Raw genomic sequence first — 17,464 nt, 5'->3', positions numbered from 1 at the left:
AGATTTGTCGTGTGGGAAATTCTAGACTTGCCGGTCCGATCAACGCAATGGCGCCCACGCCACCGAGGAGACCCGCTTGATGCCATCTTCCCCCCTGCCCCGCCAGGTCTCGATCCGCGAGACGGGCCTGCGCGACGGCCTGCAAAGCATCGCCCGCGTCGTGCCCACGGCCGCCAAGCTCGAATGGGTTTGCGACGCCTACGCCGCCGGCCAACGCGAGATCGAGGTCGGCTCCTTCGTGCCGCCCCGGCTGCTGCCGCAACTGGCCGACACGGCCGACGTGCTCGCTTTTGCAAGGACCTTGCCGGGCCTCAAGGCCTCGGTACTGGTGCCCAACTTCAAGGGCGCCGAGCGCGCGATGGACTGCGAAGCCGAGTTCATGCTGTTGCCCCTATCGGCCAGCCACGCCCACAGCCTCGCCAACCAGCGCAAGACGCCCGACGAGGTGGTGCAGGACTTCGCGCGCATTCGCGAGGCGCGCGACGCACGGGGCTCGAAGACCTTGATCGAGGTCGGCATCAGCACCGCCTTCGGCTGCACGATCCAGGGGCGGGTCGACCCGGCGGAGGTCGTGCGCCTCGTCAAGGCCGTGCTGGACGCCGGCGCCGACGCGGTGAGCCTGGCCGACACGGTGGGCTACGCCGACCCGGCGATGGTGCGCTCGCTCTTCGAGTTGGTGCTGCCGGTCGCGGGCGACAAGTTGAACTGCGGGCATTTCCACGACACGCGCGGCATGGGCATGGCCAACGTGTATGCCGCGCTCGAACTCGGCATCAGCCGCTTCGACGCATGCCTGGGCGGCATTGGCGGCTGCCCGCATGCGCCGGGCGCGAGCGGCAACGTCGCCACCGAAGACCTGGCCTACATGCTGGCCAGCATGGGCATCGAGACGGGGCAGGATTTCGACGCGCTGCTCGAGCTTCGCAAGAAGGTGGCGAACTGGCTGGAAGGTGAAAGCCTGCACGGCACGCTCTGGCGCGCCGGCCTTCCCAAAACCATGAAGCAGGAACAGCCCGCATGAGCGAAGAAAGCCATGAGCTTGCGCAGCCCTTGAAGGGCCTGCGCGTCGTCGAGTTCACCCACATGGTGATGGGCCCCACCTGCGGCATGGTGCTGGCGGATCTGGGCGCAGAGGTCATCAAGATCGAACCGGTGAACGGCGATCACAGCCGCCGGCTGCTGGGTGCGGGGTCCGGCTTCTTTCCGATGTTCAACCGCAACAAGAAGAGCATCGGCATCGATCTGCACAGCGCCGAGGGAGCAGAAACGGCCCGGCGCCTGGCCGCGACGGCCGACGTGGTGGCCGAGAACTTCAAGCCGGGCACCATGGCCAAGTACGGCCTGGACTACGCTGCCCTGTCCAAGGTGAACCCGCGCATCATCTACGCCAGCCACAAGGGCTTTCTGCCGGGCCCGTACGACCATCGCACCGCCCTCGACGAAGTCGTGCAGATGATGGGAGGCCTGGCCTACATGACCGGCAGGCCGGGCGACCCGCTGCGGGCCGGCACCAGCGTCAACGACATCATGGGCGGCCTGTTCGGCGCCATCGCCGTCCTGGGCGCCCTCATCCAGCGCGGCATCAGCGGCCGCGGCATGGAAGTGCAGTCCGCCCTGTACGAGAACAACGTGTTCCTGATGGGCCAGCACATGCTGCAGTTCGCGATGACGGGCAAGCACCCGGCACCCATGCCGGCACGCGACAACCCCTGGGCCGTGTACGACGTGTTCACCGTCAAGGACGGCGAGCAGATCTTCCTGGCTGCCGTGAGCGATGCGCAGTGGTCGGCTTTCTGCGACGCGCTCGGCTTTGCCGACCTGAAGGCGCAGCCGGAGCTGTCCACCAACAACGAGCGCATCGCGCACCGGCCGCGGCTGCTCGAGACCATCGGCAAGCGCATCGCCCATCGCAGCGCGGCAGAGCTGGCGCAGGCCATGGAGAAGGCCGGCCTGCCCTTCGCGCCGATCCGCCGGCCCGAGGAGCTCTACGACGACGAGCACCTGCTCGCGACCGGCGGCCTGGCCGACATGCAGCTGCCCGACGGCCCGAAGGCAGGGCAGACCGTCAAGACCACGCTCTTCCCCATCACCTTGCAGGGCCGGCGCCTGGGCGTGCGAATGAGTCCGCCCAAACTGGGCGAGCACACCGCAGGGCTGCTGAAGGAAATGGGCTACAGCGAAGCCGACGTGGAAGGCCTACGATCCCGAAACGTCGTGGCATGAATCACCGCTCTCGCGGACCTGCATCCAAGACGGAAGGAGACAAAACATGATTTCGAGACAGAACTTCTCGCGCCGCTCGATCCTGTCGGGCTCGGTGGCCGCCGCCCTCGCGATGGGTGCGTGGCCTCTTGCCGCGCGCGCCCAATCCGGCACGGTGCGCTTCATCCTGCCCAACGCCACCGGATCCGGCGTGGACACGATCACGCGGGCAGCGCAGCCCGCGCTTTCCAAGGCCTTCAACGCCTCGGTGGTCGTCGACAACCAGCCCGGCGCGGGCGGCGTGGTCGGGCTGCAGGCGCTCGCGCGCTCCGCACCCGATGGGAACACGCTGTCGATCGTCTCGAACAACGTCGTGATCTTCCCCAGCGTGCTCAAGTCGCTGCCCTTCGACATGCCGGGCGACTTCACACCCATTGCCGTGGTCGGCGCCACGCCGATGGTGCTGGTGGTCAACCCGTCCAAGGTGCAGGCGACCAACAGCAAGGAGTTCATTGCGCTGCTCAAGAGCAAGCCGGGCGCGCTCAACTTCGCCTCGGGAGGCAACGGCACCATCCTGCACCTTGCGACCGAGCTGTTCCTGGAGCAGGCCGGCGTGAGCGCCAAGCACATCCCCTACAAAGGCGTGGGCCCGATGGTGACCGACCTCATCGGCGGACAGGTCGAGTTCGGCACCGCCGCCCTGCCCAGCGTCCAGGCGCACATCAAGAGCGGCGCGCTGCGGGCGATCGGCGTTCTCACGGCACAGCGCACGCCGGCCGCACCGGAGATCCCCACCTTCGCCGAGCAGGGGCTGCCGAATTTCGTGGTGGACGCCTGGTTCGCCGTCATCGGCCCCAAGGGCCTGAGTCCCGCCCACGTGAAGAAGGCGCACGATGCGGTGGTCGCCGCTTTCGACGATCCTGCCGTGCGGGAGGCGATGACCAAGCAGGGCAACACGATTTCCATCGGCACACCCGAGCAGGCGCAGGCGACATTCCGCAGCGAGCTGGCGAAGTACGCGGCGCTGGTCAAGAAGGCGGGCATCGAGCCGCAGTGACGCCGTTGGCGCCCGCGGTCGCGGTCGCGGTCGCAGCGATGGGATCGATCACTTGGCACGCGCAGAGGCCAATCCCTCCAGATGCGCGAGCAGCAGCTTCGCCGCCGGCGACAGCTTCTCCGCATCGCGAAAGCACAATGCGAATCTTCGCTTGGCCCACGCGTCGGACAGCTGCACCACCTTCACGCCGAAGCTCTCCGCGACCGGCTCTGCAACCTCGCGCGGCACCACCGCGATGCCGAGGTTCGCGCGCACGCAGCGCAGCGATGCGTCGAAGGTGCTGACCACCGCGCGGTAGCTGATCGGGTGGCCGATGATGGCCGCCGCGCGTGCCAGCATCGTGTGCACCGCGGTGGACGCGGGCAGGCCCACGTGGTCGAACCCCAGCGTTTGCTCGAACGAACAGCGGCTGCGTCGCGCGATCGGATGCGAAGGGTGCGCCACGATGGCGAGGTGGTCGTGGCGGTAGCCGCGCGTCTGCAGCCCCTCCAGGTCGGCGGCATCCCAGCACACACCCACCGGCGCCACGCCTTCGCGCAAGCCGCGCACCAAGTCGCGGCTGATCGCCTCCTCGATGTCGATGCGAATGTCCCGGTGCGCGGGCACCTGCAGGAAGTTCGCGATGTCGTCCGGCAGGAATTCCGCGATGGAGGACACTGTGGCCAGCACGCGGACCTGGCCCTGGATGCCCTTGCCGTAAGCCGCCATGTCACGCGCCACGCGATCCGCGCCGGCCAGGATCGCGCGCGCGTGCTCCAGGAGGATTTCCCCGGCGGCCGTCGGAATCACGCCGCGCCGGCGCCGTTCGAGCAGCACGTTGCCGACCGAGTCCTCGAGCTGCAGAAGCCGCTTGCTGATCGCGGAAGCCACGATGTTGTGGATCTCGGCGGCACGGGCGATGTTGCGGGTCTCGCACACCGTCAGGAACAGGCGCAGGGTGGTCAGGTCGAGATCGCGCATGGATGTCTTCGCTTCGTGGCATTCCAACATGGAACGCCCGTCGTTCCAATCTACCGCTTTCCTGATGTGTTGGGAATCCCTAAAGTCTCCTCATGGCGCCGCACCGTGCGCCACAGCCAGGAGACAAGTTGATGATTTCTTCCAGCAGCCGGCTGCCGCGCAGCGCTGTCATTCGCGAAGTGGGCCTGCGCGATGGCCTGCAAAGCATCGCAACCATCCTTGCGAGCGAGCACAAGCGTGAATGGATTCGCGCCGCCTACGACGCCGGGCAGCGCGAGATCGAGGTCGGCTCCTTCGTCCCGGCGCGCCTGCTGCCGCAGCTGGCCGACACGGTCGAGCTCGTGGCCTTCGCGAAAACGCTGCCCGGTCTCTTCGTGTCGGTGCTGGTTCCCAATCTGCGCGGTGCGGAGAACGCCATCGCTGCCGAAGCGGACCTGATGATCGTGCCGCTGTCCGCGAGCCACGCACACAGCCTGGCCAACCTGCGCAAGACGCCCGACGATGTGGTCGCCGAGGTGGGAAGAATCCGCGCCGCCCGCGACGCCGCCGGATCGAAGACGCTGATCGAAGGCGGTGTCGGCACCGCCTTCGGCTGCACGATCCAGGGCCGTGTGGAGAAGAGCGAAGTGCTGCGCCTGATGCAGGCCTTGCTCGACGCCGGCGCCGACCGCGTGAGCATCGCCGACACGGTCGGCTATGCCGATCCGGGCATGGTGCGCGACCTGTTCGAGGACGCCGTGAAGATCGCCGGCGACCGCTTCTGGTGCGGCCACTTCCACGACACGCGCGGGCTCGGCCTGGCCAACGTCTATGCCGCGCTCGAAGGCGGCGTGGCCCGCTTCGATGCCTGCCTCGCCGGCATCGGCGGCTGCCCGCACGCGCCGGGCGCGAGCGGCAACGTCTCGACCGAAGACCTCGCCTACATGCTCGGCAGCATGGGCATCGCCACCGGCGTCGACATCGGGCGGTTGCTGGCCCTGCGCGCCCGGGTGGCGCAATGGCTCGCCGGCGAAACCCTGCACGGCTCGCTGTGGCAGGCCGGCCTGCCCAAGACTTTCGGCCTCGCACAAGCCGTGGCCGCTTAATCCTCACGGAAACAACCACCTCATGACAACCACCGAACGACCCCTCCCCCTCGCAGGCGTCCGCGTCCTCGAGTTCACCCACATGGTCATGGGCCCGACCTGCGGGATGATCCTGGCCGACCTCGGCGCCGAAGTGATCAAGGTCGAGCCTCCGGGCGGCGACAAGACGCGCAAGCTGCCCGGCCTGGGCATCGGCTTCTTCCGCTCCTTCAACCGCAACAAGAAGAGCGTGGTCATCGACATCGGCACCGACGAGGGCCGCGCCACGGCCGCGGAACTGGCCGGCGAATGCGACGTCGTGCTGGAGAACTTTCGCCCGGGCCTGATGGCCGGCTTCGGGCTCGACTACGAGACGCTGTCGAAGAAGTATCCGAAGCTCATCTACGTCACGCACAAGGGCTTCCTGCCCGGCCCCTACGAGAACCGGCTCGCGCTCGACGAGGTAGTGCAGATGATGGGCGGACTCTCCTACATGACCGGCCCCGAGGGCCGGCCGCTGCGCGCGGGCACCTCGGTCAACGACATCATGGGCGGCATGTTCGGCGCCATCGGCGTGCTGGCCGCGCTGCGCGAACGCGAGCGCACCGCCAAGGGCCAGGAGGTGCAGAGCGCGCTGTTCGAGAACTGCGTGTTCCTGTCGTCCCAGCACATGCAGCAGTTCGCCATGACGGGCGAGGCGCCGCCGCCGATGCCCTCGCGCGTGTCGGCCTGGAGCGTGTACGACGTGTTCACGCTGGCGGGCGGCGAGCAGCTCTTCATCGGCGCGGTGAGCGACAAGCAGTTCCTCACGCTGTGCCGAGTGATCGAGGCGCCCGAGCTCGCCGCCGATCCGGCGCTGGCCACCAACGCGCTGCGGGTCGCGGTGCGCCCGGCCCTGCTGCAGCGGCTGGCCGAATACCTCAGGCACCACCGCGTCGAGGAGCTGTCGCCCAAGCTCGAGGCCGCGGGCATTCCCTACGCACCCATCATGCGGCCCGACCAGCTCATGAGCGACCCGCACCTGAAGGCCAGCGGCGGCCTCGTGCCGATGGAAACCGACGACGGCAGCATGACCGACGTGGTGCTCCTTCCCCTGCTGATGGGCGGGCGCCGCCCCGGTGTGCGCAGTGCCCTGCCGGGCGTCGGCCAGCACACCGAGGAGGTGCTCTCGGGGCTCAAGAGCCACGCTCCCGCCTGACATCCGCAACCCGCAACCGCAACTCAAAGAGACAAACGAGATGCCCCACGCAATCCAACGACGCGGCGTCGCTGCATTCTTCGCCACGCTGGCCCTCTTCGGCACCGGCGCCATGGCTCAAGCTTCGGACAAGCCGCTTCGCGTCGTCCTGCCGGTGGGCGCCGGCTCCGGTGTCGACACCATCATGCGGGCCGCGGCCCCCTCGCTGACCAAAGCCCTGGGCGGCCAGGGCGTGGTGATCGAGAACCTGCCCGGTGCCGGCGGCATCACGGGCGCATCGGTGATCGTCCGCGCGCCCGCCGACGGGCAGACGATCGGCGTGGTGTCGAACAACCATGTCGTGAACCCCAGCGTGTTCAAGAAGATGCCCTTCGATGCCGTCAACGACATCACGCCCATCTCGGTGGTGGGCGCCACGCCTTTCGTGCTGGTCGTCAACCCCAAGGTGCCGGCGAAGAACGCGAAGGAACTGCAGGCGATGCTCAAGGCCAAGCCCGAGGCCTACAACTACGCGTCCTCCGGCAACGGCACCATCCTGCACCTGGCCGCCGCGATGTTCCTCGACGCGGCGGGCGCGGAGGCGCGCCACATCCCCTACAAGGGGGTCGGCCCGATGGTGGCCGACATCATCGGCGGGCAGGTCGAGATGGGCGTGCTCGCGGTGCCCGCCGTGCAGGGGCAGCTCAAGGCCGGATCGCTGCGGGCCATCGGCGTGATGGGCAAGACGCGCGTGCCCTCGCTGCCCGATGTGCCCACCCTGGCCGAGCAGGGCTTCCCGGCGGTCGACATCGGCGGATGGTTCGCCGTGGTCGGCCCCGCCAAGCTCCCGCCTGCCGAGGTCAAGCGCCTGCATGCCGCAGTCGTCGCCGCCTTCGCGACACCCGAGACCAAGGACGCGATGGCCAAGCAGGAGAACATCATCCACCCGATGACGCCCGAGGCCTCGCTGCAGTTCTTCAAGACGGAACAGGAGCGCTATGCAGCGCTGGTCAAGAAGGCCAGCATTACGGCTGACTGATCGCACACATCCCAACCCTTCACGGAGCGCCCATGACCGATCTGTTCGAAAACCCGATGGGGCTGCAGGGCTTCGAGTTCGTCGAATTCGCCTCGCCCACACCCAATACGCTGGAACCCTTTTTCGAGCAGCTCGGCTTCGCACAAGTCGCCAAGCACCGCTCGAAAGATGTGGTGCTCTACCGCCAGGGCGACATCAACTTCATCGTCAACCGCGAACCGAACAGCCCTGCGGCCTACTTCGCCGCGGAGCACGGCCCCTCGGCCTGCGGCATGGCCTTTCGCGTGAAGGACTCGCACCGGGCCTACGCGCGGGCGCTCGAGCTGGGCGCCCAGCCGGTCGAGATCGCGACCGGGCCGATGGAGCTGCGCCTGCCCGCGATCAAGGGCATCGGCGGCGCGCCGCTCTACCTCATCGACCGCTTCGAGGACGGCAAGTCGATCTACGACATCGACTTCGAGTTCATCGAGGGCGCGGACCGGCATCCTGCGGGCCATGGCCTCAGGGTGATCGACCACCTGACGCACAACGTCTACCGCGGCCGCATGGGCTACTGGGCCAATTTCTACGAGAAGCTCTTCAACTTCCGCGAGATCCGCTACTTCGACATCCAGGGCGAGTACACCGGCCTGACCTCCAAGGCCCTGACGGCGCCGGACGGCAAGATCCGCATCCCGCTGAACGAGGAATCCTCCAAGGGCTCGGGCCAGATCGAGGAGTTCCTCATGAAGTTCAACGGCGAAGGCATCCAGCACATCGCACTGCTGAGCGACAACCTGATCGACACCATCGACCAGCTGGGGCTTGCCGGCGTGCCGCTGATGACCGCCCCCAACGACATCTACTACGAGATGCTGGAGACGCGGCTGCCCGGCCACGGCCAGCCCGTGCCCGAACTGCAGGCAAGGGGCATCCTGCTGGACGGCAGCACCGAGGGCGGACGGCCGCGCCTGCTGCTGCAGATCTTCTCGCAGACGGCGTTCGGCAGCCCGGTCTTCTTCGAGTTCATCCAGCGCAAGGGCGACGATGGTTTCGGCGAAGGCAACTTCAAGGCGCTGTTCCAGTCGATCGAGCGCGACCAGGTGCGCCGCGGCGTGCTGAAGGCCGATGGACCGGCGACGCCATGAACTGTGACATCGACCAGTCGCTTTCGCAGAACGCGCGCTTTGCAGCAGCCGCATCGGGGCCCGAAGCGCGCTATCCCTGGAGCCTCTGAGGGCAAGCGGCGCTTGATTGGTGCCCGCCGGGAAACACCGCGGGCACCTCTGCGTGCCTACCGGCGGCAGTCGCGCAAAACTACGATCTGTTCCGGCGCCAACCCTGCAACCCAACGCCCCTTCGGGGCCCCGGAAAGACCCATCATGAAGATCGTCGTCATCGGAGGCACCGGCCTCATCGGCAGCAAGCTCGTCAGCAACCTGCGCGCGCTCGACCACGAAGCCATCGCCGCGTCGCCCGCGTCCGGCGTCGACACCATCACGGGCGAGGGCCTGGCCGAGGTGCTTGCCGGCACCCAGGTCGTGGTCGACGTCGCCAACTCGCCCTCCTTCGAGGACAAGGCCGTGCTCGAGTTCTTCCAGACCTCCGGGCGCAACCTGCTGGCCGCCGAGGAGAAGGCAGGCGTCAAGCACCACGTTGCCCTCTCCGTGGTGGGCACGGACCGTCTCGCCGAAAGCGGCTACTTCCGCGGCAAGATCGCGCAGGAGAAGCTGATCCGGGAATCGAAGATCCCCTACACCATCGTCCACTCCACCCAGTTCTTCGAGTTCCTGGGCGGGATCGCGCAGTCGGGAACCGAGGGGAACACAGTGCGCCTGTCGCCCGCCTTCGTGCAGCCGATCGCCTCGGACGACGTGGCTGCCGCCATGGCCGAGTTCACGCTGGGCGCCCCCCGCAACGGCGTGGTCGAGATCGCGGGGCCCGAGCGCGTGCGCCTGTCGGAGCTGGTCCAGCGCTACCTTTCGAAGACGAAGGACCCGCGCACCGTCGTGCCGGATGTGCATTCGCGCTACTTCGGCGCCGAGCTCAAGGACGACACGCTCGTGCCAGGCAAGAACCCGCGCATCGGCAAGCTCGACTTCGATGCGTGGTTCGCGCTGCCGAAGCCGGCACGCTGAACGGCGCTGCCCTCCCGCTGAAGAACCACCTCCGGTCGCACTGCTGGACAAGGTCGATGGGCCGGGCTTCCCCTTCCAAGGACCATGATGACCTCACAACCCGCGCTCTCCAGACTCCGCCTGCGCGCGGGCGTGGCATTGTGCGTTGCCCTGCTGTCGTCCGGCTGCACGGTGGGCCCGGAGTTCGTGAGGCCCGAGAACGGACTGAACGAGATCGCATTGAGCCCCAGGGCGGACTACGCCGGTGCCGCACAGCCTTCCGGATCCGAGGTTCCGTCTCAATGGTGGAACCTGTTCAACGACCCGCTGCTGACCGAGCTGCAAGGGCGTGCGCAATCCGCCAATCTCGATCTGCAAGTCGCGGCCACCCGCATCGAGCAGGCCCGTGCGCAGCTGGGCATTGCTTCGGCGGAGCGGCTGCCCAGCGTGGGGGCAGGCGCCAGCTACTCGCGCGAGGCACTCAGCGAACACGGCAAGTTCGCCGCGCTCGGCGCACCGACCACGCCCAGCGACTTTTGGCAGCTGGGCTTCGATGCCAGCTGGGAGATCGATCTGTGGGGCCGCATCCGGCGTGCGCGCGAAGGGGCAGCGGCCACGCTGGACGCGGCGGTGTACGAGCGCGAAGCGACGCGCGTGAGCCTCGCGGCCGAAGTGGCTCGAAGCTATCTGCAGCTGCGCGGAACGCAGGCGCAGCTGGACATCGCGCAACAGAATCGAGTCGTCGCCGAACGCACGCTCGGCCTGGCCGACAGCCGTGAGCGCAACGGGGTCGCCACGCGCTTCGAGACCTCGTCGGCACGCGCGCAGCTGGCGACGATCAAGGCCCTGGTGCCCGAGCTGATCCAGCGCCGCAATGCCCAGACGAACGCGCTTGCATCGTTGCTCGGCGAGCCGCCGCGCGCCGTCGATGCGCAGCTGCGCAACGCCCTGCCCTTGCCCACGCTGCCGAGCGATGTGCCGGTCGGTGTCCCGTCCGAGCTGGCGCGCAGGCGGCCGGACATCCTGCGCGCCGAAGCGCAGCTCCATGCCGCGACGGCCGCCATCGGCGTCGCGAAGGCCGAGTTCTATCCGCGCATCAGCCTGAGAGGCCGCGTGGGCGTCGAAGCCTTCGAGTTCGGCGATCTCGGCAGCTGGGACTCGCGGTTCTTCTCGGTGGGGCCGACGGTGTTCCTCCCCATCTTCCAGGGCGGCAGGCTGACCCAGCGGCTGGCGCTGAACGAGGCGCAGCAAAAAGCCGCCGCCCTTGCCTACAGGCAGACGGTGCTGCGCGCCTGGCACGAAGTGGACAACGCGCTGGATGCCTGGGCGGCCCAGCAGCATCAGCATGCCGAGTTGCGAGTCTCGTACGAGCAGAGCAGCGAGGCGCTGCGGGTTGCCGAGCGCGGATATCAAGAGGGCGCGGCCGACTACCTGAGCGTGCTGACCGCGCAGCGCAACCTGCTGGCCAGCCAGACCAGCCTGAATGCCAGCGCGACAGGCGCCACGCTCACCCTCGTCAACCTCTACAAGTCGCTGGGCGGCGGCTGGGACCCGGCGGAGGCCAGGCCATGACCAGCACCACCTTGCCGGCGCGACCCGGCTCGCCCATTGCCGACGCCGCACCTGCCAAGCCCTCCGCCCTGCGTCCCATGGCCGGACTGCTCGGCATCTTCCTGGCCGCGATGATGTCGGGGCTGAACAATCGCGTCGGCGCGCTGGCGCTGGCCGACGTGCGCGGCGCCCTCGGCTTCGGCGTGGACGACGCGTCCTGGCTCTCCACCGCCTACACCGCCGGCGAACTGATCGCGATGCCGTTTGCGGCATGGTTCGCCGTCACCTTGTCGGTGCGCCGCTTTCACCTGTGGATGCTCGGCACCTGCACGGTGCTGGCCGTGCTGCTGCCCTTCGTCGAGGACTTGAACCTGCTGCTGGCCCTGCGCTTCCTGCAAGGCATCGGCAGCGGCACCCTGATCCCGATCCTGATGATGGCGGCCCTGAAGTTCCTGCCGCCGAACATTCGCCTGCATGGACTGGCGCTCTATGCGATGACCGCCACCTTCGCGCCCAACCTCTCGATCTGGCTGGCAGGCCAATGGACGGATGGCATCGCCGACTGGCGCTGGGTGTACTGGCAGATCGTTCCGGTGGCGGTCGTCGCCGGACTGCTCGTGAAGTGGGGACTGTCGCGCGATGCGATCCAGATGGAGCGCTTCGGGCAGGCCAACTGGCTCGGCATGGCCATCGGCATCCCGGCCCTGTGCCTGATCACGGTCGCGCTCGACCAGGGCGCGCGCCTCGACTGGTTCAACTCGCCCTTGATCACGGTAGCGCTGCTGGGCGGCTTCATCCTTCTGTTCGTCTACCTGTTGACCGAGTGGCATCACCCTTCGCCCTTCCTCAAGCTGCAGATCCTCGGGCGCCGCAACCTGGCGCTGGGCTGCACCCTCTTCGTCCTGCTGCTGGTGGTGCTGCTGTCCGGCTCGCTGTTGCCGGCCGCCTACCTGGGGCAGGCCCAGGGCTACCGTTCCATGCAGACGGCGCCGATCGGCCTGATCGTGGCCTTGCCGCAACTGGTGCTCGGATCGGCAGTGGCCGTGCTGCTGTATCAGAAGTGGGTCGATGCGCGGCTGGTGTTCTCGCTCGGGCTGGCCCTCATTGCGTTGGCATGCCTCGCCGGATCGCGGCTGACCTCCGACTGGATCTGGGAACAGTTCGCCGTCGCACAGGCCTTGCAGGCCTTCGGCCAACCGATGGCCGTGGTGTCGATGCTTTTCTTGATCACCAGCGTCGTGCAGCCCGAGGAAGGGCCTTACATATCCGGCACGATCAACGCACTGCGCGCCTTCGGCTCCTTGCTCGGCGCCGCCGTGGTCGGGCAGTTCACGACGGTGCGTGCGCGCTTCCATGCCGAGATGCTGCTGGACCACGCGGGCCTGGTCGGCAACTCGCTGCCGAATCCGCCGGACCCGTCCCAGCTGATGAGCGTGATCGGCCCGCAATCGCTGGTGCTGTCGATCGCCGATGCCTACCGCGTGCTCGGCGTTCTGGCGCTGCTGATGATTCCGCTCGTGCTGCGCCTGGCCCGTATCCCCGCGCCCGACCTGGGCGCTGCATCTCCCACTTCTTCCAACGGATGAACCGCCATGGCATTGCCGAAGACAGCCAGGATCACCAGTGCCGCACTGCTGCTCGCAGTCGTGATCGGCGGCGCGCTCTACCTGAACCGCCCCGCCTCCAGCGCCTCCACGCAGTCCACGGATGACGCCTACGTGCAAGCCGACTTCACGACCGTGGCGCCCCAGGTGTCGGGAACGGTGGAGAAGGTCCTGATCGAAGACAACCAGCCCGTGAAGGCCGGCGACTTGCTCGCCACCATCGACGACCGTGATTTCGTCGTTGCCGTGAGCGCGGCGAAGGCCCAGGTCGAAGGCGCCAAGGCAAACATCGCCGGGCTGCAGGCGCGCCTGATCCTCCAGGAATCGGCGATCCGCCAGGCACAAGCCGCCGTGGAGGCGAACGACGCTTCGTTCAAGCTGGCCAAGACGAACCAGGCGCGCTATCGCAACCTCGCCGCAGACGGATCGGGCACCGTGCAGGCCCTGCAACAGGCCGAAGCGCAGTTGAGCATCCAGCTGGCGGCACGAGAGAAGGACCTGGCGGGACTGCAGGCTGCCCGTCAGCAGACCGGCGTTCTCAGGGCCGACCTCGAGAAGGCCAAGGCGGCACTTTCGCAGACGCAGTCTGCGCAGGACGCCGCGGAGCTCAAGCTTTCCTATACGCGCATCACGGCGCCGGTCGACGGGACGATCGGGCACAAATCGGTGCGCGTCGGGGCCTTCGTGAGCGCGGGAAAGCCGTTGCTCGCAATCGTTCCGCTCGACGCGGTCTACGTCGCCGCCAACTTCCGCGAGACGCAGCTGGCGCGCGTGCAGGCCGGCCACGCCGTGGACATCGAAGTCGATGCCTTGCCGGGCGAGGTGCTGAAAGGCGTGGTGGAAAGCCTGGGACCGGCCAGCGGCGCCAGCTACTCCGCCGTGGCGCCCCACAACGCCACGGGCAACTTCACGAAGATCGTGCAGCGGCTTCCCGTTCGCATCCGCATCGATCCCGGTCAAGCCGCGGTGGCCAAGCTGAGGGTCGGCATGTCCGTCACGCCGAAGATCCATGTCGATCAACGGCGCGGCTCGGCACCGGCGTGGACAGCACCCAACCTCTGACCCCAAGCCGAAAGGAGCGCCTCCATGTCCATGGTCCAGCCATCGGTCGCCGAGAACCGGCGATACACCATCCTGAGCGAAGTGGCAGATGCTCTTCGGGCCGCGGACAGCGGCGTCAGGAGCATCGAGGCCGTCATCGCCACGACCGATCTCGGCGCCCAGGAGATCGCCGACGCGTTCGGCAACAACCAAGGCCTCGTCATTGCCCTGGCAGAGATGCTCGCGGCCTCGATGCTGGAGCCGCTCGAGGGCCCCACGACGGCGGCGTCTTTCCGGCCCAAACTCATTGCATTCGGCCATCGAGTCACGAACGTGTACTCGGCCGCGCAGCTGAAGCGCCTTTATCGAATCGCGCTCACCGACGTCATCCGGAACACCGGCATCGGCCGTGACTTCTACAAGCACGGCCCGGGCTTGCTGACGGCCGAGCTGGCCCGCTTCTTCGAAGCTGCACGGGGGGCCGGCATCGTGCTGGAAGAAGACAGCCACGCGCTGGCGAGTCACCTCCTGGCGCTGCTCAGGGCCAGCTTCGACCTTTCCGACACCTTTCCTTCCGACGTGTCGAAGGACTCGTCCCATGACCAGGGCGATGTCTCGCAGATCGTCGACCTGTTCTGTGCCGGCATTCACACAGGAGCCGAGAATGCGCATGTCGCTCACTAAGCTGATCAGGGCCTTGGCGTCGAACACGGATCCCGTTCCGCGCGGCACCACCGATGGTCGTTCGCACGTCCCCGGCGTCCCGGACGAACTGGCGATGGAGATCGACGCCGACGGTTCGCCGATCACCGTCCATGAAGGCCATTGGTACGTCTGCTTCGTCCCTGGCCTGCAACGGCAATGGTGGCATCGCTTCACCAATCCCAAGCACAAGCACGTCTTCGCGATGCGGCTGGTCGACGACGACACATGGCTGCTCCTGGAACCGTGGTGGACACGGATGATGGTCAACGTCCTGACGCTCGACGAAGCCATCAAGTTCCTCCGCTGGGGCGCCGTCGGCAACATCCTCAAGGTGCGCGAGGCGATTCCGGGACAAGGCAGCCAGGCGCGCGGCTGGTCGAACTGCGCGGTGCTGGTTTCCTTGCTGCTCGGCCGCTCCTACTGGACGTGGACGCCCAACGGGCTCTATCGGCGACTCCTGGCCGAGGCCGGCACGGAGCCGGTCGACCTGTCGCAATTCCTGTGCGACCACTTCGAGCGCGTGGCGAACAAGAATGCCGACAAGGCCTTGAAGCTGCTCCCCAGGCGAGGCGACGAGCCGCTGGAGGAAGTCCTGCTGGCTCTTGGCACCGGCGTCATGAGCGCCATGACGTCTTCGTCGGCGATCAGCCTGTACAAGGCGGCGGTGTCCGATTCCAACCGATTCAAGGACGCCGCGGGCGCCTACTGGACCTTCGGGCCGCAGCGGGCGATCGACCGCATCTGCGAGGTGCTGGAGGATGCAAGGCGCCGCGGCGAAGTCGGCTTCGACGATTGCAGGCTTGCAGCGCGCCGGTTCGTGTCGATGCTGCGGGGGGATCTGCTGCTGGAGATCGTCTTCGGACTGCGGGCGTCGCCCAGTCCCATCGAGATTCACGTCCATGCATCGTCCGTCGTGGCAACGTTCCTGCGCGGCGCTTGTGCGACGGGCAGATTGCAGCGTCTGCGTGTCGCATAGCTGCGTGTTTCCGGGCCTCACTCCACCAGAACATCGGCCCGCAGGAGCAGTTCCCGCCGCAGGGTCAGCCCGATCGCCTTGGCGGTCTTGAGGTTGATGACCAGTTCGAAGGTCGTGGGTTGCTCGACAGGCAAATCCCGGGGGTGCGCACCTCCCAGTATCTTGCCGACGTAGCTCGCTGCCCGGTAGAACTGCTCCGCCAGGTTCGGGCCGTAGCTCATCAAGCCACCGGCCTGAACGGGTTCCCGGGTCGAGAACAGCGTGGGCAGATGTTGCTGGACGGCGAGTTCGGCGATCCGCCGCGCCTGTGAGAAAAACAGCCCGTCGCCAGGCACGATGAGCGCCTGCGCGCGGCTCTTCCTGATCGCACCGAAAGCAGCCTCGATCTGGCCGGCGCTCGCCACCTGCATGGGAAGGACCCGCACGGCCTCCCGCGCCGCCGTCTGGATGTTCTTCAAGTAGACAGCGTGGCCCGGATGACCGGGATTCACCAGCACGGCGACCGTCGAGAGGCTGGTGATCGCCTCGCGCAGAAACTCCAGGTACTTGTAGCTGAGGTCGGCACCGACGCTCGACACGCCGGTCACGTTGCCTCCCGGCCGCGACAGGCTCTGAACAAAGCCGAAGACGAGCGGATCGCCGCTCGCCGCGAAGACGATGGGCAAGGTGGTCGTGGCTTGCCGGACGACCTGGATGGCAGCGGGCCCCGCGGCCACCATGACGTCCAGCTTCTGCTCCAGCAACGCCGCCGCGAGATCGGGAAGACGCTCGTAGGCGCTTTCTGCCCACCGGGCCTCGATGGCGATGTCTTTGCCCTCGACGTACCCCAGGTCGCGCAGGCCTGCCCGAAGCCGATTGAGCCGGTCGCTCGCGATGCGCGCCGAGCTGGTGTCCAGGTATCCGATGCGCATCAGCTTCGACGATGGCCGTTGCGCGAAGGAGGCGCGCGGGGCACAGGCAGCACCCATCGCGAGCGTCAAGAGGATTCTTCTGAGGCTGTCCACTCCGTCTGTATCCTTGCTCTCCGCCACGGGAGTGGGGGCAAGTATCGTGCGTTGCCAGCCTTCGCGCCAGCGCTCGGCGTCGACCTGAGCGCACGAGTTCGGGCATCGACGCCGCGACCGTCGCGGGCGGGAAGCTACGACTGGGACGACGACTGAGCGCAAGCGTGCGCCGCGCGAGATCCGGCAATCAGGCCCAGATGCCCTTGTCGTCGTGCCGGCGGAACGCATCGGCAGCAGCCTCGAGCCGCTTCAGCAGGAGCCGGAACAGAAACGGCCCGACGCTGAGCCTCGCCACGCCCAGCCCGGCGAGCTCGGAAATCGCGATGCTTTCCGGTCCGTACAGGATGTTCGTCGGGCCGAGAGCGACGTACTGGCGTATGGCCGATGCGTCCGACAAGAAGATCGGGTAGACGCAATCGGCACCGGCATCGAGGTACTTCCGCGCGCGCTTCAGGCCCTCCTCCAGAGGGCCTTGGCGATAGTGCACGTCGATGCGCGCGTTGATGACCGGGTCGAAGCCACGGGCACGCGCCGCTGCCTTGATGGAGGCAATGCGTTCCGCGTGCCGATCGGCGTCGACCAGAGCGCCGGCACGATGATCGGTGTCTTCGAGGTTGGCCCCGCAGGCGCCTGCGCCGGCAAGCCGATCGACGAATTCCTGCGGCGACAGTCCGTAGCCATCCTCCAGGTCGGCCGTGACCGGCAGCGTCACGGCGTCAGTAATGCGTCGAAGCGCACCGAACGCGACATCGGGTGGAAGATGGCCGTGATCCTCGTACCCGTTCACGGGCGCAAGCGCCGCGCTGGCGGTGGCAATCGCGCGCATGCCGGCGGCTTCGACGACGCGGGCGCTCTCGGGGTCCCAAACGTTGGCCAAGAGCAGAGGATCGCCCGGAACATGCAGCTTGCGCAGCTTCTCGGCGTCCGCGGCAAGGTCGTGTCCACCAGATTTCGTTTGACCGGTCATGGTGCAAGCTCGTCGTCAGTG

At 67.5% G+C, this 17,464-nt stretch carries 16 protein-coding genes; 13 read left to right on the top strand and 3 right to left on the bottom strand.

The window, feature by feature from the left end:
• Positions 1-79: 79 nt before the first annotated feature.
• From GXN78_RS18485 to GXN78_RS18475, 3 genes are read left to right on the top strand one after another with little or no spacing between them, the layout of a single operon-like run.
• Positions 80-1,021 carry a hydroxymethylglutaryl-CoA lyase gene (locus GXN78_RS18485; protein WP_106554841.1) on the top strand — a complete coding sequence of 314 codons (942 nt, stop codon included), beginning with the start codon at positions 80-82 and terminating at the stop codon, positions 1,019-1,021.
• Positions 1,018-2,223 (top strand): CaiB/BaiF CoA-transferase family protein, encoded by a 1,206-nt coding sequence (locus tag GXN78_RS18480; RefSeq protein ID WP_106554842.1) that lies wholly within the window; start codon positions 1,018-1,020, stop codon positions 2,221-2,223. Before GXN78_RS18485 ends, GXN78_RS18480 begins: the two co-directional genes overlap by 4 nt.
• 46 nt (positions 2,224-2,269) lie before the next feature.
• Positions 2,270-3,259, top strand: a complete 990-nt coding sequence (locus GXN78_RS18475) for a tripartite tricarboxylate transporter substrate-binding protein (protein ID WP_106554843.1) — start codon at positions 2,270-2,272, stop codon at positions 3,257-3,259.
• A gap of 48 nt (positions 3,260-3,307) precedes the next feature.
• Here GXN78_RS18475 and GXN78_RS18470 read toward each other — a convergent pair whose 3' ends face one another.
• Complete coding sequence (locus tag GXN78_RS18470; RefSeq protein ID WP_106554951.1) at positions 3,308-4,219, bottom strand: LysR family transcriptional regulator; 912 nt, start codon at positions 4,217-4,219, stop codon at positions 3,308-3,310.
• 131 nt (positions 4,220-4,350) lie between these two features.
• Here GXN78_RS18470 and GXN78_RS18465 point away from each other — a divergent pair, with 131 nt between their 5' ends.
• The 10 genes from GXN78_RS18465 (at position 4,351) to GXN78_RS18420 (ending at position 15,472) form a co-directional block, all read left to right on the top strand.
• A complete protein-coding gene (locus GXN78_RS18465) occupies positions 4,351-5,304 on the top strand; it encodes a hydroxymethylglutaryl-CoA lyase (RefSeq protein ID WP_106554844.1) in 954 nt (317 codons plus the stop codon).
• Positions 5,305-5,326: 22 nt separating this feature from the next.
• Entirely contained in the window at positions 5,327-6,481 is a 1,155-nt protein-coding gene (locus GXN78_RS18460) for a CaiB/BaiF CoA-transferase family protein (protein ID WP_106554845.1), read from the top strand.
• 40 nt (positions 6,482-6,521) lie between these two features.
• Positions 6,522-7,499: a tripartite tricarboxylate transporter substrate binding protein gene (locus tag GXN78_RS18455; protein WP_106554846.1), complete on the top strand. Its 978-nt coding sequence runs from the start codon at positions 6,522-6,524 to the stop codon at positions 7,497-7,499.
• Between the two features lie 32 nt (positions 7,500-7,531).
• Complete coding sequence (hppD, locus tag GXN78_RS18450) at positions 7,532-8,626, top strand: 4-hydroxyphenylpyruvate dioxygenase (protein WP_106554847.1); 1,095 nt, start codon at positions 7,532-7,534, stop codon at positions 8,624-8,626.
• Between the two features lie 234 nt (positions 8,627-8,860).
• The gene (locus tag GXN78_RS18445) at positions 8,861-9,616 is read left to right on the top strand and encodes an SDR family oxidoreductase (RefSeq protein WP_106554848.1); all 756 of its coding nucleotides are present in this window, start codon (positions 8,861-8,863) and stop codon (positions 9,614-9,616) included.
• Between the two features lie 87 nt (positions 9,617-9,703).
• Entirely contained in the window at positions 9,704-11,167 is a 1,464-nt protein-coding gene (locus tag GXN78_RS18440; protein ID WP_106554952.1) for an efflux transporter outer membrane subunit, read from the top strand.
• A complete protein-coding gene (locus GXN78_RS18435; RefSeq protein ID WP_204162234.1) occupies positions 11,164-12,732 on the top strand; it encodes an MFS transporter in 1,569 nt (522 codons plus the stop codon). The genes GXN78_RS18440 and GXN78_RS18435 overlap by 4 nt, the downstream gene beginning before the upstream one ends.
• Before the next feature lie 6 nt (positions 12,733-12,738).
• Positions 12,739-13,812: an HlyD family secretion protein gene (locus tag GXN78_RS18430; protein ID WP_106554849.1), complete on the top strand. Its 1,074-nt coding sequence runs from the start codon at positions 12,739-12,741 to the stop codon at positions 13,810-13,812.
• A gap of 24 nt (positions 13,813-13,836) precedes the next feature.
• On the top strand, positions 13,837-14,475 hold the full coding sequence (locus tag GXN78_RS18425; RefSeq protein ID WP_106554850.1) for a TetR/AcrR family transcriptional regulator C-terminal domain-containing protein: 639 nt from the start codon (positions 13,837-13,839) through the stop codon (positions 14,473-14,475).
• The gene (locus GXN78_RS18420; RefSeq protein ID WP_164255537.1) at positions 14,456-15,472 is read left to right on the top strand and encodes a TetR/AcrR family transcriptional regulator C-terminal domain-containing protein; all 1,017 of its coding nucleotides are present in this window, start codon (positions 14,456-14,458) and stop codon (positions 15,470-15,472) included. Before GXN78_RS18425 ends, GXN78_RS18420 begins: the two co-directional genes overlap by 20 nt.
• Positions 15,473-15,489: 17 nt before the next feature.
• On the opposite strand, the gene GXN78_RS18415 is transcribed toward GXN78_RS18420, so the two are convergent.
• Both GXN78_RS18415 and GXN78_RS18410 read right to left on the bottom strand, forming a co-directional pair.
• A complete protein-coding gene (locus GXN78_RS18415; RefSeq protein ID WP_164255535.1) occupies positions 15,490-16,452 on the bottom strand; it encodes an ABC transporter substrate-binding protein in 963 nt (320 codons plus the stop codon).
• A 211-nt stretch (positions 16,453-16,663) separates the two neighbouring features.
• Positions 16,664-17,443 (bottom strand): isocitrate lyase/phosphoenolpyruvate mutase family protein, encoded by a 780-nt coding sequence (locus GXN78_RS18410; protein ID WP_106554853.1) that lies wholly within the window; start codon positions 17,441-17,443, stop codon positions 16,664-16,666.
• Positions 17,444-17,464 lie beyond the last annotated feature (21 nt).

The organism is Variovorax sp. WS11 (genome assembly GCF_010499245.1).
GTDB lineage: Bacteria > Pseudomonadota > Gammaproteobacteria > Burkholderiales > Burkholderiaceae_C > Variovorax.
The sequence above is the reverse complement of the archived record's forward strand: the minus strand, read 5'-3'. Positions and strand labels throughout refer to the sequence as shown.

Excerpts from the sequence above, each read along its gene's own strand:
- GXN78_RS18410 (WP_106554853.1), bottom strand. The coding sequence starts at position 17,443 with ATGACCGGTCAAACGAAATCTGGTGGACACGACCTTGCCGCGGACGCC.
- GXN78_RS18465 (WP_106554844.1), top strand. The coding sequence starts at position 4,351 with ATGATTTCTTCCAGCAGCCGGCTGCCGCGCAGCGCTGTCATTCGCGAA.
- GXN78_RS18480 (WP_106554842.1), top strand. The coding sequence starts at position 1,018 with ATGAGCGAAGAAAGCCATGAGCTTGCGCAGCCCTTGAAGGGCCTGCGC.
- GXN78_RS18430 (WP_106554849.1), top strand. The coding sequence starts at position 12,739 with ATGGCATTGCCGAAGACAGCCAGGATCACCAGTGCCGCACTGCTGCTC.
- hppD (WP_106554847.1), top strand. The coding sequence starts at position 7,532 with ATGACCGATCTGTTCGAAAACCCGATGGGGCTGCAGGGCTTCGAGTTC.
- GXN78_RS18475 (WP_106554843.1), top strand. The coding sequence starts at position 2,270 with ATGATTTCGAGACAGAACTTCTCGCGCCGCTCGATCCTGTCGGGCTCG.
- GXN78_RS18440 (WP_106554952.1), top strand. The coding sequence starts at position 9,704 with ATGACCTCACAACCCGCGCTCTCCAGACTCCGCCTGCGCGCGGGCGTG.
- GXN78_RS18435 (WP_204162234.1), top strand. The coding sequence starts at position 11,164 with ATGACCAGCACCACCTTGCCGGCGCGACCCGGCTCGCCCATTGCCGAC.
- GXN78_RS18445 (WP_106554848.1), top strand. The coding sequence starts at position 8,861 with ATGAAGATCGTCGTCATCGGAGGCACCGGCCTCATCGGCAGCAAGCTC.
- GXN78_RS18420 (WP_164255537.1), top strand. The coding sequence starts at position 14,456 with ATGCGCATGTCGCTCACTAAGCTGATCAGGGCCTTGGCGTCGAACACG.
- GXN78_RS18470 (WP_106554951.1), bottom strand. The coding sequence starts at position 4,219 with ATGCGCGATCTCGACCTGACCACCCTGCGCCTGTTCCTGACGGTGTGC.
- GXN78_RS18485 (WP_106554841.1), top strand. The coding sequence starts at position 80 with ATGCCATCTTCCCCCCTGCCCCGCCAGGTCTCGATCCGCGAGACGGGC.
- GXN78_RS18425 (WP_106554850.1), top strand. The coding sequence starts at position 13,837 with ATGTCCATGGTCCAGCCATCGGTCGCCGAGAACCGGCGATACACCATC.
- GXN78_RS18460 (WP_106554845.1), top strand. The coding sequence starts at position 5,327 with ATGACAACCACCGAACGACCCCTCCCCCTCGCAGGCGTCCGCGTCCTC.
- GXN78_RS18455 (WP_106554846.1), top strand. The coding sequence starts at position 6,522 with ATGCCCCACGCAATCCAACGACGCGGCGTCGCTGCATTCTTCGCCACG.